The 15,148-nt window shown below is 55.6% G+C and carries 10 protein-coding genes; 3 read left to right on the top strand and 7 right to left on the bottom strand.

Annotated features, from left to right (window positions below; translation table 11 throughout):
- Positions 1-411: 411 nt before the first annotated feature.
- A complete protein-coding gene (locus tag ETA_RS17305) occupies positions 412-2,745 on the bottom strand; it encodes a Tex family protein (RefSeq protein ID WP_012442897.1) in 2,334 nt (777 codons plus the stop codon).
- A gap of 128 nt (positions 2,746-2,873) precedes the next feature.
- Complete coding sequence (gene greB / locus ETA_RS17300) at positions 2,874-3,353, bottom strand: transcription elongation factor GreB (protein ID WP_012442896.1); 480 nt, start codon at positions 3,351-3,353, stop codon at positions 2,874-2,876.
- A 290-nt stretch (positions 3,354-3,643) separates the two neighbouring features.
- Here greB and ompR point away from each other — a divergent pair, with 290 nt between their 5' ends.
- Positions 3,644-4,363: an osmolarity response regulator transcription factor OmpR gene (gene ompR / locus ETA_RS17295; protein ID WP_001157751.1), complete on the top strand. Its 720-nt coding sequence runs from the start codon at positions 3,644-3,646 to the stop codon at positions 4,361-4,363.
- Complete coding sequence (gene envZ, locus ETA_RS17290; protein WP_012442894.1) at positions 4,360-5,709, top strand: two-component system sensor histidine kinase EnvZ; 1,350 nt, start codon at positions 4,360-4,362, stop codon at positions 5,707-5,709. The genes ompR and envZ overlap by 4 nt, the downstream gene beginning before the upstream one ends.
- Before the next feature lie 50 nt (positions 5,710-5,759).
- On the opposite strand, the gene pckA is transcribed toward envZ, so the two are convergent.
- The 4 genes from pckA to ETA_RS17270 all read right to left on the bottom strand — a co-directional run bounded on the left by pckA (position 5,760) and on the right by ETA_RS17270 (position 11,350).
- Positions 5,760-7,379: a phosphoenolpyruvate carboxykinase (ATP) gene (pckA, locus tag ETA_RS17285; protein WP_012442893.1), complete on the bottom strand. Its 1,620-nt coding sequence runs from the start codon at positions 7,377-7,379 to the stop codon at positions 5,760-5,762.
- A gap of 378 nt (positions 7,380-7,757) precedes the next feature.
- Positions 7,758-8,636: an Hsp33 family molecular chaperone HslO gene (hslO, locus tag ETA_RS17280; RefSeq protein ID WP_012442892.1), complete on the bottom strand. Its 879-nt coding sequence runs from the start codon at positions 8,634-8,636 to the stop codon at positions 7,758-7,760.
- 22 nt (positions 8,637-8,658) lie between these two features.
- Positions 8,659-9,060 carry a ribosome-associated heat shock protein Hsp15 gene (gene hslR / locus ETA_RS17275; protein WP_012442891.1) on the bottom strand — a complete coding sequence of 134 codons (402 nt, stop codon included), beginning with the start codon at positions 9,058-9,060 and terminating at the stop codon, positions 8,659-8,661.
- A gap of 151 nt (positions 9,061-9,211) precedes the next feature.
- A complete protein-coding gene (locus ETA_RS17270; RefSeq protein WP_012442890.1) occupies positions 9,212-11,350 on the bottom strand; it encodes an IgaA/UmoB family intracellular growth attenuator in 2,139 nt (712 codons plus the stop codon).
- A 534-nt stretch (positions 11,351-11,884) separates the two neighbouring features.
- Here ETA_RS17270 and nudE point away from each other — a divergent pair.
- Entirely contained in the window at positions 11,885-12,451 is a 567-nt protein-coding gene (gene nudE, locus ETA_RS17265; protein WP_012442889.1) for an ADP compounds hydrolase NudE, read from the top strand.
- 88 nt (positions 12,452-12,539) lie between these two features.
- Here the strand turns inward: nudE and mrcA are convergent, their stop codons facing one another.
- Complete coding sequence (gene mrcA, locus ETA_RS17260) at positions 12,540-15,086, bottom strand: peptidoglycan glycosyltransferase/peptidoglycan DD-transpeptidase MrcA (protein WP_012442888.1); 2,547 nt, start codon at positions 15,084-15,086, stop codon at positions 12,540-12,542.
- Positions 15,087-15,148: the final 62 nt, after the last annotated feature.

The following is a 15,148-nucleotide window of genomic DNA, read 5'->3' as shown; positions in this document are numbered from 1 at the left end:
GTAGCAGCCATCAGATATTGGACTGATATTTCCCGTTAACTCCATAAATAAAAATGCTACTTTAGCATTCATTTTATTCGGCCAAAAATATCTATGGCAAGAAAAACTGCCAACTTAATTGGTACGCTTTTTCAGACGAAAATATGCTGTATGGGGGATGTCTTTTTTCTCTGTCACCATTTTCAACGATTGTCCCAGCCGGATCAGATCAAGGACTAAAAAAGTAGCATGATGTGGCTTTATGCCGAACCGAACACCAGAGACCATTGCAGCACCCCGTCCGTTCTTGCCCTCAAATCCCATACTAAAATCACAACCTGACAAGACTGGCGGGGAGGGAGAAATAAGCGGTGACGGCGGATAAAAAGGTATGGGTGACAAAGGGCGGGCCGACAGGCCAGCCCGGTCAGACTAGTTTTTCTTGCCGAAGGCGGCTGCCAGCGCATCACCCATCGCGCTGTTTCCCGCACTCTGGGCGGCAGGGCGCTTGTTACCGGCCCTGGCCGGACGGGCATTATTGCGCTCATTAGCCGCGTTTTGCGTACCGCCGCGCCGGGCGTTGGTTTCCCCCGGCTGCTCGTCAAGGCGCATGGTCAGGGCAATGCGTTTGCGTTGCAGGTCGACTTCCATCACCTTCACTTTAACAATGTCTCCCGCTTTCACCACCTTGTGCGGGTCATCGACAAATTTATCGGCCAGCGACGAGATATGCACCAGGCCGTCCTGATGAACGCCGATATCAACAAAGGCACCAAAGTTGGTGACGTTGGTCACCGATCCTTCCAGCACCATCCCCGGCAGCAGGTCGCTCATGGTGTCGATACCGTCAGCAAACTGCGCGGTTTTAAACTCTGGACGCGGATCGCGACCCGGTTTTTCCAGCTCTTTGATAATGTCACTGACGGTCGGCACGCCGAAGCGCTCGTCGGTGAAGTCCACGGCTTTCAGGTCGCGCAGGGCCGCAGGATTTCCCATCAGATCGTTCAGCGCCTGCTCGGTAGCGGCAAGAATGCGCTCGACCACCGGATAGGCCTCCGGGTGAACCGTGGAGGTATCCAGCGGGTTATTGCCCTGGCTGATGCGCAGGAAGCCGGCACACTGCTCAAAGGCTTTCGGCCCAAGACGGCCCACCTTCAGCAGCTGCTGGCGATTCTGGAAACGGCCATTCTCGTCGCGCCAGCTAACGATATTCTGGGCGATCATTTTGCTCAGGCCCGCTACCCGGGTCAGCAGCGGCACCGAGGCGGTGTTGAGATCGACCCCGACGCCGTTCACGCAGTCTTCCACTACCGCATCCAGTTTTTTCGCCAGCTGGCTTTGGCTGACATCATGCTGATACTGGCCAACGCCGATCGATTTTGGATCGATTTTCACCAGTTCGGAGAGCGGATCCTGCAAACGACGGGCGATGGACACCGCGCCACGCAGCGACACGTCGAGGTCGGGGAACTCCAGCGCGGCCAGCTCGGAAGCGGAATAGACCGATGCGCCCGCTTCGCTGACGATCACCTTCTGCCCCTGTACCTGGGGGAACTGCTTCTGCACGTCGAGGTAGAAACGCTCGGTCTCGCGTGAGGCGGTGCCGTTGCCGATCGCAACCAGCTCAACCTGATATTTCGTGCACAGCGCCGCCACGGCGGCGGCCGCTTTCGCCGCCTGGCCGGTATGCGGATAAATGGTATCGGTGGCCACTACCTTCCCGGTTGCATCCACGACCGCGACTTTCACCCCGGTACGCAGACCCGGATCGAGGCCCATCGTGGCACGCATCCCGGCCGGAGCGGCCATCAGCAGGTCATGCAGGTTGCGGGCGAAGACGTTAATCGCCTCGTCTTCCGCCCGTTCGCGCACGCTGCCCATCAGCTCGGTTTCAAGATGCAGCAGCACCTTGATACGCCAGGTCCAGCTCACCACCGCCTTGCGCCAGCTATCTGCCGGGGCGTTATTCAGACGCAGGTTGAGGTGTTCGCTGATAATCTGTTCACCGTGACTTTCACGCGGCGGCTCATCGAACTGCGGGTCGGCATTCAGCGCCAGCTGTAAGATGCCTTCGTTGCGGCCACGGAACATCGCCAGCGCGCGGTGAGAGGGCACCGTCGACAGCGCTTCGTGATGGTCAAAGTAGTCGCGGAATTTTGCGCCTTCCTCTTCTTTCCCTTCAACCACACGGGAGACCAGATGGGCATTTTTCCACAGATAGTCACGCACTTTAGCCAGCAGGCCGGCATCTTCCGCGAAGCGCTCCATCAGAATATAACGCGCCCCGTCAAGGGCGGCCTTGCTGTCGGCAACGCCTTTATCCGCGCTGATATACTCTGCTGCCAGCTGTTCCGGGTGATTTTCCGGCTGCTGCCACAGCGTATCGGCCAGCGGTTGCAGGCCAGCCTCGATGGCAATCTGCCCGCGTGTGCGGCGCTTCTGTTTGTACGGTAGATAAAGATCTTCCAGCTCGGTTTTACTGAGCGTGGCATTGATGGCGCTGGCCAGCTCATCGGTCAGCTTGCCCTGATCGGCAATCGATTTCAGAATCGACTGGCGGCGATCGGACAGTTCGCGCAGATAACCCAAACGGGTTTCAAGCTGGCGCAGCTGGGTATCATCTAACCCACCGGTCACTTCCTTACGATAACGTGCGATAAACGGCACGGTATTTCCTTCGTCCAGCAGGCGAACGGCGGCTTCAACCTGTTCTTCTCTGGCCTGCAACTCATTTGCAATCAGGCGACTTAGCGAATCTTTCATCATGTTTTGATACTTTAATGGCTTGAGAAATTGGCACCAGTTATACGGACTGCCGCCGCATAATGCCAGACGCGGTTTCACTTTCAGATTACCGGATGTTGGCGGGCGGCGGTGCGTGCTGGCGTGGAAAATCAGGGCTGTGCTATGTAGCGGATGTCGTTAACATACCACAGCGCTTCGCCTGCCGGAGTCAAGACGGTGGCGGCATCGCCAACCTCTTTTTTCAGCAGGGCGCGTGCCATCGGCGAATCGATAGAGATATAGTCGTTACGGCCAAAAATCTCATCGTAACCGACGATACGAAAACGCTTGATGTCGCCGTCGTCATTTTCGACCTCGACCCAGGCACCAAAGAAAACTTTGCCCTCCTGCTGCGGTGAGTAGTCGACAATACGCAGCTGCTCGAGACATTTGGTCAGATAGCGCACGCGGCGATCGATTTCACGCAGGCGTTTTTTATTGTACTGGTAGTCGGCATTTTCACTGCGATCACCGAGGCTGGCCGCCCAGGTCACCTTTTTGGTCACTTCCGGGCGCTCTTCGCGCCAGAGAAAATCCAGTTCCTGCTTGAGCAAATTGTAGCCTTCGCGTGTAATCAGTTTGGTTTTCATCGTCAGCCATCTTTTTATCTGGTTTTACCGCTATTGTGTGGCGTTGGGTGCAGGGATGCAAATACGCGGTTGCCCATTTTTCCATGACGTTACTGGTTGTTTGTCTTGGGAAATACCGTTGCAGGGCCGGGTCAATTAAAAAGGTTTTTGGCCGGGTAACGCATGATAAGCTGCTGTTTAATATGCTTTGTAACAATTTCAGCTACAATATAAACCATAATTGACTGTTACATTCAGGCATCTTTTTTGAAAATACAGACTCAGGCAATAGCGCCTTTGGGAGTAGCGAAATGCAAGAAAACTACAAAATTCTGGTGGTCGATGACGATATGCGTCTGCGCGCACTGCTGGAACGTTATCTGACCGAACAGGGCTTTCAGGTGCGCAGCGTGGCAAACGCGGAGCAGATGGATCGTCTGTTAACGCGCGAATCCTTCCACCTGATGGTGCTGGACCTGATGCTGCCCGGCGAAGATGGCCTGTCCATTTGCCGCCGTCTGCGCAGCCAGAGCAACCCGATGCCGATCATTATGGTTACGGCGAAGGGGGAAGAGGTTGACCGTATTGTCGGTCTGGAAATCGGCGCGGATGACTACATTCCCAAACCGTTTAACCCGCGTGAGCTGCTGGCCCGTATCCGCGCCGTGCTGCGCCGTCAGGCCAATGAGCTGCCGGGCGCGCCTTCACAGGAAGAGGCGGTGATTGCCTTCGGCAAATTCAAACTGAACCTGGGTACGCGTGAGATGTTCCGCGAAGATGAGCCGATGCCACTGACCAGCGGCGAGTTTGCGGTGCTGAAAGCGCTGGTTAGTCACCCGCGTGAACCGCTGTCGCGTGACAAGCTGATGAATCTCGCGCGCGGTCGTGAGTACAGTGCAATGGAGCGCTCCATTGATGTGCAGATCTCCCGTCTGCGCCGTATGGTGGAAGAAGATCCTGCCCATCCACGCTACATTCAGACCGTTTGGGGTCTGGGCTACGTCTTCGTTCCGGACGGCAGTAAAGCATGAGGCGACTCCGCTTCTCTCCCCGTAGTTCCTTTGCCCGCACGCTGTTGCTGATCGTTACCCTGCTGTTCGTCAGCCTGGTAACGACCTATCTGGTGGTGCTGAACTTTGCGATCCTGCCGAGCTTGCAGCAGTTCAATAAAGTGCTGGCTTATGAAGTACGTATGCTGATGACCGACCGGCTACAGCTGGAAGATGGCACCCAGCTGGAAGTGCCACCGGCATTTCGTCGTGAAATTTACCGCGAGTTAGGTATTTCGCTGTATACCAACGCGGCGGCGGATGAGAGCGGATTACGCTGGGCGCAGCACTATGAATTCCTGAGCCAGCAGATGGGGCAGCAGCTTGGCGGCCCGACCGATGTGCGCGTGGAGGTGAATAAGAACTCACCGGTGGTTTGGCTGAAAACCTGGCTGTCGCCGGATATCTGGGTGCGCGTGCCGCTAACCGAGATCCATCAGGGCGACTTCTCTCCGCTGTTCCGTTATACGCTGGCGATAATGCTGCTGGCGATAGGCGGTGCCTGGCTATTTATCCGCATTCAGAACCGCCCGCTGGTGGAGCTGGAACATGCGGCCTTGCAGGTAGGTAAAGGCAATATTCCCCCTCCGCTGCGTGAGTATGGTGCTTCTGAGGTGCGCTCCGTTACGCGGGCGTTTAATCAAATGGCATCCGGCGTGAAGCAGCTGGCCGATGACCGTACCCTGCTGATGGCCGGGGTAAGCCATGATTTGCGTACCCCGTTGACGCGCATCCGTTTGGCCACTGAAATGATGGCGGAGCAGGATGGCTATCTGGCGGAGTCGATCAATAAAGATATCGAAGAGTGTAACGCCATTATTGAGCAGTTTATCGACTATCTGCGCACCGGGCAGGAGATGCAGTTCGAGCGTGCCGATCTGAACAGCGTGCTGGGCGAGGTGGTTGCGGCAGAAAGCGGCTACGAACGTGAGATTGAAAATGCGGTACTGCCCGGCGAGCTGATGGTCGATATTAACCCACTGGCGATAAAACGCGCGGTGGCGAATATGGTGGTGAACGCCGCGCGCTACGGTAACGGCTGGATAAAAGTCAGCTCCGGGCGCGAGCTACAGCGCGCGTGGTTCCAGGTAGAGGATAACGGGCCGGGCATTGAACCGGATCAGTTACAGCACCTGCTGCAGCCGTTTGTGCGCGGTGACAGCGCCCGCAGTACCAGCGGCACCGGACTTGGGCTGGCAATAGTACAGCGTATTGTTGATGCCCATCACGGGGCGCTGGAGATCGACAGCAGTGAACAGGGCGGATTACGTATTCGGGCTTATCTGCCGCTGCCGCAGGTCAGCCTGCCAGCAGGACCGATGGCATAAGTCAAAGCGGGTCGGCCCAGGACAGGCCGACCCGCATGCCTTACTATCCCTTAAAGCTTCGGCCCGGCCTGAACCAGGGCTTCGCCGGCAGGCGTATCGGTAAACTTATCGAAGTTAGTGATAAAGCGCTGTGCCAGTGCGCGCGCCTTCTCTTCCCATGCCGCCTCGCTGGGGTAGCTGTTACGCGGGTCAAGCAGTTTCCCGTCTACGCCAGGCAGTGAATCCGGCATTTCCAGATTGAAAATCGGCAGGGTCGAAGTCTGCGCATGGGCGATCTCACCGCTAAGAATGGCGTTAATGATTGCCCTGGTCTCTTTCAGCGAAATGCGTTTCCCACTGCCATTCCAACCGGTATTGACCAGCCAGGCTTCTGCGCCTGCCGCCTGCATCCGTTTCACCAGCACTTCAGCATACTGCGTTGGGTGCAGCGTCAGGAATGCCGCGCCGAAGCAGGCGGAGAAGGTTGGCGTTGGTTCGGTCACGCCGCGCTCGGTGCCGGCCAGCTTGGCGGTAAAGCCGGACAGGAAGTGGTACTGGGTTTGATCGGCGGTCAGGCGTGAAACCGGGGGCAGTACGCCAAAAGCATCGGCGGTCAGGAAGATCACTTTTTTCGCATGACCCGCTTTGGAAACCGGCTTGACGATATTATCGATATGGTAAATCGGATAGGAAACGCGGGTGTTCTCGGTCTTGCTGCCATCGTCGTAATCGACGGAGCCATCGTGGCGCACCACCACATTTTCCAGCAGGGCATCGCGGCGGATGGCCTGATAGATCTCCGGCTCCGCCTGTGGCGACAGCTTGATGGTCTTGGCGTAGCAGCCGCCTTCGAAGTTGAATACGCCGTCATCATCCCAGCCGTGCTCGTCGTCGCCGATCAGCTGGCGCTGCGGATCGGTGGACAGGGTGGTTTTTCCGGTGCCGGAGAGACCAAAGAAGACCGCGACGTCGCCATCAGCACCGACATTGGCCGAGCAGTGCATAGAAGCGATGCCCTTCAGCGGTAGCAGATAGTTCATGATGGCAAACAGCCCTTTCTTCATCTCGCCACCGTACCAGGTGCCACCGATCAGCTGGATCTTCTCCGTCAGGTTAAAGGCAACGAAGTTTTCCGAGTGCAGCCCCTGTGATTGCCAGTCAGGGTTAGTGCATTTTGCGCCGTTCATCACCACGAAGTCGGGCTTGAAGCTGGCGAGGCTTGCATCGTCCGGGCGGATAAACATGTTCTTCACAAAATGTGCCTGCCAGGCCACTTCGGTAATAAAGCGCACGCTCAAACGACTGTCGGGATTGGCGCCACACCAGGTATCGACGACAAACAGACGCTTGCCGGATAGCTGGCGCGTGACCAATGATTTAAGCGACTGCCAGGTCTCCTGCGTGAGCGGCTGGTTGTCATTCTTGCCTTTACCCTGGTCGCTCCACCACAGCGTGTCACGGGTGGTTTCATCGCGCACCAGGTACTTGTCTTTCGGTGAGCGGCCGGTAAAGATGCCGGTATCCACCGCGACAGCGCCCGACTCCGTGACAATACCGCGCTCATAACCGGCCAGACCGGGCTGGGTTTCTTCCTTAAACAGCATGTCATAATCAGGGTTATGAACGACTTCAACCGTATCAGTGATGCCATAAGCGACGAGTTCCTGCGGGGTCAGGCCGTTATTGCCCATGTTACTGCTCCTTCTCGGTTTTTTTTGTACTGCACATTAAATTGTAGGGGGAGTTTCAGGTCCTTGACGTGCTAACCCAGGGTGATATACGGGGTTGTTACGATGGCGCGCAGTGTACACTTGTCAGTTTGAAGAAAAAGAGGCAAACGGAAGAAATGAGAAGCAGCGCGTGATTAACTGAAATGCAACATGACCATTTACATTTGTGCGGCTAAATAACTGAGAAGATTCAGGCGTGAATTGTCAGAAACTGTAGTTTCTTCGCCGGGGAAAGGGCTAAATCTGACCGTCTATCAGGGCGTTTTTTTGCATTAATAACCAAGTGACCAGGCGTGCGGAAGAGAGATAAACGGGCCGGAAGCTATCCGGCCCTGGTGCTTAATGAACCTGTCGGTCGTTGTCCGCAGAATCAGTGCGCAGAGCGGCAATATCGACCGCATCGTACACATAATTATTGCCGCAGTAGTCGCAGTGCATGTCGATATGCCCATCCTCCTGTAGCATTTGATCCACTTCTTCTGGCGGCAGCGTGCGCAGAACTTCACCACAGCGCTGGCGTGAACAGCTACATTTGAAGCTAACCGCCTGCGGGTCGAACAGCGTCACTTCTTCCTGGTGATAGAGACGCCACAGGACATCGTGGGCTGGCAGATCGAGCAGCTCTTCAGTTTTAATCGTTTCGGTTAACGTCGCCAGATGGTTAAAATCATCCAGGCTGGCGTCCTGAGCAGGCAGTACCTGTAGCAGGATGCCGCCCGCGCCCAACCCCTTTTCGGCTTCGCCGGAGCGGATAAACAGGCGCGTGGGCAGCTGTTCAGAACGCATAAAGTAATCTTCCAGGCAGGCCGCAAGCGTATCGCCTTCAAGACCCACCACGCCCTGATAACGTTCGCCAACTTCAGGTGAAATGGTGATCACCAGATAGCCATTGCCAATCATTTCTTTAAGGCTGCTGCCCTCGGCGATTTCACCCTGCATCCGCGCCACGCCGCGCATTTCCTGCCGATTGTTACCGTTAATCACCGCCATCTTCAGAGGACCGTCCCCCTGTAGCTGAACCGTTATATCACCATCAAATTTCAGGGTGGCGGTCAGCAGGCTGGTGGCGACCAGCAGCTCACCGAGGATCTGCTGCACCGGCTGTGGATAGTCGTGGCCCTGAATGATCTCATTCCACGTCTGGGAAACGGTGACCAGTTCGCCACGTACGGCATGGTTTTCAAACAGGTAACGGTGCATCTGGTCTTGCTGGGACATAGGTTTTCTCTCTGATATGGCGTTATTCGTCGCCAGAATGTTTAAATTTCATCAGGTCACGACGCTCTTTTTTGTCCGGGCGTCGGTCAGGGTGGGGCATGCTGAGCGCGTTCATTTTTCGCGCCAGAGACACCTTTTCCCGCTTCTCAATACTCTCTGCCGTTTCGCTGTATAGCCGTTGAGCCTCTGGCGCAGGGCCACGTTTATCGCTGACGGCTGCAATCACCAGGGTACGCTCGTCGTTGCCCTGGCGCAGCGTTAAGCTGGCCGCAACTTCTACCAGCTTGCTGGGTTTACTGCGCTGGCCGTTATAATGAACCTTGCCGCCTTCGATCATTTCACGCGCGGCGGCGCGGGTTTTATAGATGCGTGCGGCCCAAAGCCATTTATCGAGTCGCACCCCTTCGCTGGGTTTATCTCTCATCGTATCGAGTCCTTTGGGAATACCCTATGTATGGGTGATGCGCGATAAATCAAGGCACCTTGCGGCGGATAGCTCACGCGCTAAGAATTCAGATTATTTCGGGTAGGAGAGCCAGATTGTCTGCTTTAAAAATAGCACAGATGTGGCTGGCTCAGAAACGTGGCCGTACCGGCTTGATATCGCCTAAAGTGTGGTTAAAACACTTTTCATAGTACTGGTGAATTTCCATCAGACGTAGGCGATTGCGGTGAATGCGGCGCAGCGCCAGCCAGCTATTGACTGCAAGAGTCAGACACAGCGCCAGCAGCAGCAGGCTACTGCCGAGGTAGCGCCATAACGTCATTTTGCCCGGCGCGCCGTGTAAGGCAATATGGCGAGTGCCGTTGGCATCGGTGCTGATGCTGGTGATAATGCCACTGGCACTAAACGGCGTTTGCAGCAGCATACCTGCCAGCCGCTGCAGTTCAGGCCATTGCTCCGGTGCATCAAGATCGAACAGTGACGCTGCCGGAGGCGAGTACTTCACCAAAGGCCGGCCTTCATCGTTGATAATCAGGAAACCGCCTGGAGGTGGGCTGTTAAGCGCCTCCGCCGCCCGACGCGTTTCACGATAGAAGAAGGATGAGGTCGCCGTATTGACCAGGTTTTCCAGCGCTTCCGAACTGACCGGACGTAGTAATACGTTCATGCCATTTAGCTCGCCGGAGTTCGCGTTACGCACCAGAGTTTGCCAGTCTTTCGCATTGCTGAGATTCACCAGCGCATTCTTCAGCCGCATGCAATCCTGATCCTGGCTGCATAAATGCTGGGTGCGGAGCACGATATCGGAGAAATCATCCAGCAGGATCATGCCCGATTTCTGGATAGCGGTTGCCAGATGCGGGTTCAGTTTCGGGTCGATGTTGTTCAGGGGATGCAGCTGCCGTCTGGTGGTATCCAGCAAGGCGCTGGCCTTATCGATAATATCAGATTGCGGCAATGGAAGCGGTTCGGCTTCATTCCAGTACATTGCCGAGCAATCAAATGGCATAAAGGCGTAACTGCGGTTGTTTTGGTAGTTGGCCGGAATGGAGCACATGCCGGTGCCGCTCAAGGTCAAGCTGTCGCCGACACGCAGCGAGGCGTTGGATAATTGCGTCACCTGGGTCACTTCCAAACTTTTAGCGCCTTTGATCCAGGCCATGCTCAATTTAAGCGGCATGCAGAGCGGGATCCAGCCGATCAGCAGCACCAGTACCAGCAGTGAGGCGGCGGCCAGCACCACATTTTTGCGCCAGCGCTGAAGGGGGAAATTACTCACCTCGTCATGCAGTGACAGAAAGCGCCCCTGGCGCACCACCTGATGGTTCAGATTAATATCAATGTCGGTGGTTTCGCCGAGGTCGCGGTCGATGTAATTTTGCCAGTGGGGCGGATAATTCAGATCGAGAATACCAAGCGAAATATTACTGACCTGGCCTTGGTTGGATTCTCCAAACAATCCCCAGCGCTTTGGCGTACCACGCAAGCAGTGAATTTCACGAAAATGATCTTCTTTCGGGCGCAGGTAGAGCAGCCAGCTACTGACCGCGATCGTCGTCAGGCCTGCCAGCGTTAGCCAAGGCATAACAATCAGTGGCGCAATCAGGCTGATAAACAGTACCAACAGACCGACGCCAACGATCAGCGCTTCGCGGGTGCCGTCGGGGCGGCTTAGCGCATATTCTTCAAGGGTCTCTTTGCGAACGCTGAGCAGTTCAACATTTTCGCCTTCCTCTTTACGGATAGAGGCATTCTGTCCGGGGGCAGGCACCAGAGATGCCAGGGCCGGAGATTCCATACGGTACTGGGTAAGCGAGTGCCCGTTCAAAGAAATAACCAGCGGAATGGTTTGCGTTTTGATCAGCTCAACGTAGTTTTCTTCCGCAATGTACTGCTCCCAAAGAGGGGGGAGGTGTACTTCTACCGTATCAAGATAATAGCGCCATTTATAAGGTTCATCCGTGGTGAGCCCGTAGCGGGTAATGGCGCGGGTAACCGGGTAAACATTCTTGCTTTGCGCGGTCAATACCAGCGGAGCGGGGGCTCTGCTGGCACCGCTGAGTGGTGTGGCGTGGCTGTGGATAGCCTGCTGTTTGACGTAGTGCTCAACCGCCGCGTGCTCTTCAGCGTTCAATTTACGGTGGGGGGGACTGATAAATGGCAGTGGTTTCGCCAATGGCGGGCGATGCCGCATAGCGTACCAAAAGAAACAACCCGCCGTTATCAGACAGGCCAGCATTACAGCCAATATGATGACTATTGTGCTCATGCTTCCCTCATTCCTGCCACGATGCTCCTGTCATAGTTCTCGCGTAAGACTGTGGTCATATTCAAACCAAACGTGGCGAGCTTCAATCGCGTTGGCCACCAACGGCGTATTGAAAATAGCACTAGAAATCATAAATTTAGCATAGTTCAATATCATGGCGAGTCCATGTTATCAAGCATTTAGATTGCAAAGTATCGGCCTATTCCTATTTATGAACCGGCTGGTTGACATCGTTCAAAAATATTCCCTTATATTAACAACGATTTGTTATAAATGACCTAACTGATTTGTGCGATGATTGGTTTTTTGCTCAGGCTGCCGCACAATGGAACAGGTACTGTGTCCGTAGCGTTCCAGAGCTTGCCCTGCGAGGCGGCTCTCTGTATTCAGCTTTGCCGGAGGCCCAGAGTGGCCTGTAGTTTGCTTCAACATCGACACTTTACTTTTGCGACCGTTGCGTGACGCGACCTGACACGGTCATCCCCGATAACGATGGGGAATGACATTTATTTTCGGCTTTCAGCTGGGGCTATTATGACCAGACAACTCAAGAAACCTGACATCCTCAACGTTGAGACCGTGGCGCGATCGAAACTGTTTACCATCGAAGCGGTCGACCTGGAATTCAGTAACGGTGCACGTCGAGTGTATGAGCGTATGCGTTCTTCAGGCCGTGAGGCCGTGATGATTGTTCCAATCATAGACAACCACCTTATCCTCATCCAGGAGTATGCCGTTGGGCTCGAAAGCTACGAACTGGGTTTTCCAAAAGGCCTGATCGATCCCGGTGAGACGCCGTTTGCTGCAGCAAATCGCGAGCTGAAAGAAGAGATCGGTTTTGGCGCACATCAGCTGCAAACGCTGGGGAAACTGACCACCGCCCCCTCTTATTTCTCCAGCCAAATGAATATTGTGGTGGCGGAAGGTTTGTACCCGGAGCAGTTGGAAGGGGATGAACCGGAGCCGCTGCCGCAGCTGCGTTGGCCACTGAATAATCTGCTGGCGCTGCTGGAAGAGCCCGATTTTCGCGAATCGCGTAACGTCAGTGCCCTGTTCCTGGTGCGCGAGTGGCTGATCGGGCAGGAGCGTCTAAGCTACTGAGCTATCTGGATGACAGGACGCTTGCCGTTAGCGACGAACAGGACAGACGGCCCCAGCGCAATCGCCGGGGCTGTCTGTTTCTGGGAGGCTAGAACAGCTCGTGGCTCTCGCCGTTGTCTGTCAGCGTGGTGCCAACGTCATGCACGGAATACTCGGTTGGCTGAGTGCCGTTGATAAAGTATTCGTCGCGCGTGTTGCCGCCGCCGTTAGCCAGTTTGCCAGTACTACGATCGATTTTGACCGTCACCACGCCTTCTGGAGGCGTAAGCGGCTGTGGCGGTACGCCGTCCAGCGCGGACTTCATATAATCGTCCCAGGCGGGCTGCGCACTTTTCGCTCCACCTTCGTAGCCAGAGATTTGGTCTTTGATAGCGCCAGATGCTGTGGTACGCCCCAGGTCACGACGATGGTCGTCAAAGCCGATCCATACCGATGTCACCACGCCAGGCCCGTAGCCGGAGAACCAGGCATCTTTCGAGCTGTTGGTGGTGCCGGTTTTACCTCCAATATCATTCCGTTTCAGGTCACGCCCGGCACGCCAGCCGGTTCCCATCCAGCCCGGTTCACCAAAGATATTCGAGTTCAATGCGCTTTTGATCAGGAACGACAGCGGCGTGTTGATCACGTGTGGCGCATACTGCTGCTCGCCGCTCTGCGTCCCTGGAACCTGCTCCAGCTGGGGCTGTGGTACGGCAAGGTTGTTGCCTTCTTGTGAGACCGCCACGTTTTCAATGCTGTCCTCACTTAACGCCACCGCCTTTTGCGTTTCTCCGTAGATAACCGGCAGGTTGCATTCCGGGCAGGCCACTTTGGGCTGGGCCTCGAACAGCTTATTGCCCATCTCATCTTCTATACGCGATATAAACCAGGGGTCAACCAGGAAACCGCCGTTTGCCATTACCGAGTAGCCGCGCACCATCTGCAATGGCGTAAAGGACGCAGAGCCCAGCGCCAGTGATTCAGTATGCACAATATTCTGTGCCGGGAAGCCGAAGCGCTGCAAATATTCGGCAGCGTAGTCAACGCCCATAGCCCGCATGGCGCGCACCATCACGACGTTTTTCGACTCACCTAAGCCCTGGCGCAGGCGGATAGGGCCTGAATAGGTGTTAGGCGAGTTTTTTGGCCGCCAGTCTGCACCGGCACCGGCATCCCAGCGCGAAATAGGCACATCGTTAAGGATCGAGGCGAGCGTCAGGCCACGATCCATCGCCGCGGTATACAGGAACGGCTTGATATTCGAACCGACCTGACGCAAGGACTGGGTAGCACGGTTAAATTTGCTCAGGGTGAAGTCAAAGCCGCCCACCAGGGCGCGTACCGATCCGTTATGCGGGTCGAGCGAGACCAGCGAGGAGTTGACGTCCGGCACCTGTGCCAGCTGCCAGCTGTTGTCGACCTGGCGCAGCCAAATCTGCTGGCCCGGCTGTACTACCTGACTGACAGAACGCGGCGTAGCGCCCTGTAACGTGTCCGATTTGTATGGGCGAGCCCAGCGCACGCTGGCAATATTTAACGCCACGTTGCTGCCGCTGCGCATCATTACGCGGGCCTCATCGTTGTCGCTGGCGGTGACCACTGCCGGGAACAGCGGGCCGTAAACCGGCAGCGTTTTCAGCTTTTTAGCGATTTCCGCATCATTCCAGGCCTGCTCACCGGGCTTCCACAGCAGGCTGGCCGGCCCGCGATAGCCGTGGCGCATATCATAGGCCATCACGTTTTCCTGCACCGCTGCCTGGGCCGCCAGCTGCAATTTGCGCGTTATGGTGGTGTAAACCTTGTAGCCATCGGTATAGGCATTTTCACCATAGCGCTTGATCATCTCCTGGCGCACCATTTCAGTCAGCCAGGGCGCTGAAAAGGCAATTTCAGGCGCATGATAATTGGCGACCAGCGGGGTCATGCGAGCTTCATTGTACTGCGCCTGGGTGATGTACTGCTGGTCGAGCATACGTGCCAGCACCGTGTTACGGCGCGCTACCGCACGGTCATGCGAATACAGGGGGTTGAACGTTGAAGGGGCTTTTGGCAGGCCCGCGATCATCGCGATTTCGCTGAGCGACAGCTGGTCAACATTTTTGCCGAAGTAAACCTGTGCCGCTGCCCCCACGCCGTAGGCGCGGTAGCCGAGGTAAATCTTGTTCAGATACAGCTCAAGGATCTCATCCTTGCTCATCGTCTGCTCAATACGGATGGCGAGGAAAGCCTCCTTAATCTTACGCATCAGGGTGCGCTCAGGACTCAGGAAAAAGTTACGTGCCAGCTGTTGAGTAATGGTGCTGGCACCCTGTGAGGCATGCCCGGATGTCAGCGCAATGCTAGCTGCACGGAAAATACCAATCGGATCGACGCCGTGATGCTCGTAGAAACGGCTATCTTCCGTGGCGATAAACGCTTTCACCATCTGGGGAGGAACGTCTTGCAAAGTCAGCGGAATTCGGCGTTTCTCACCGTACTGTGCGATAAGCTCGTTATCGGCACTGTAGACCTGCATCGGCGTTTGCAAACGCACATCTTTCAGCGTGGCGACATCAGGCAGCTGCGGCTCGATATATTTGTACAAACCATAGATCGAGGCGGCTCCCAGCAAGATGCAACACACTGCAAGGATCAATAAATACTTTACGAACTTCACCTGATATTTCCCATTTAAAGTCGATTGAGCGGTTTATAAACAATCGCGCGGTAGTATAAAGG

This window comes from Erwinia tasmaniensis Et1/99, assembly GCF_000026185.1.
In the GTDB taxonomy this organism is placed as follows: Bacteria; Pseudomonadota; Gammaproteobacteria; order Enterobacterales; family Enterobacteriaceae; genus Erwinia; species Erwinia tasmaniensis.
Note: the sequence above shows the minus strand (reverse complement) of the source record. Positions and strands in the feature narration are given on the sequence as shown.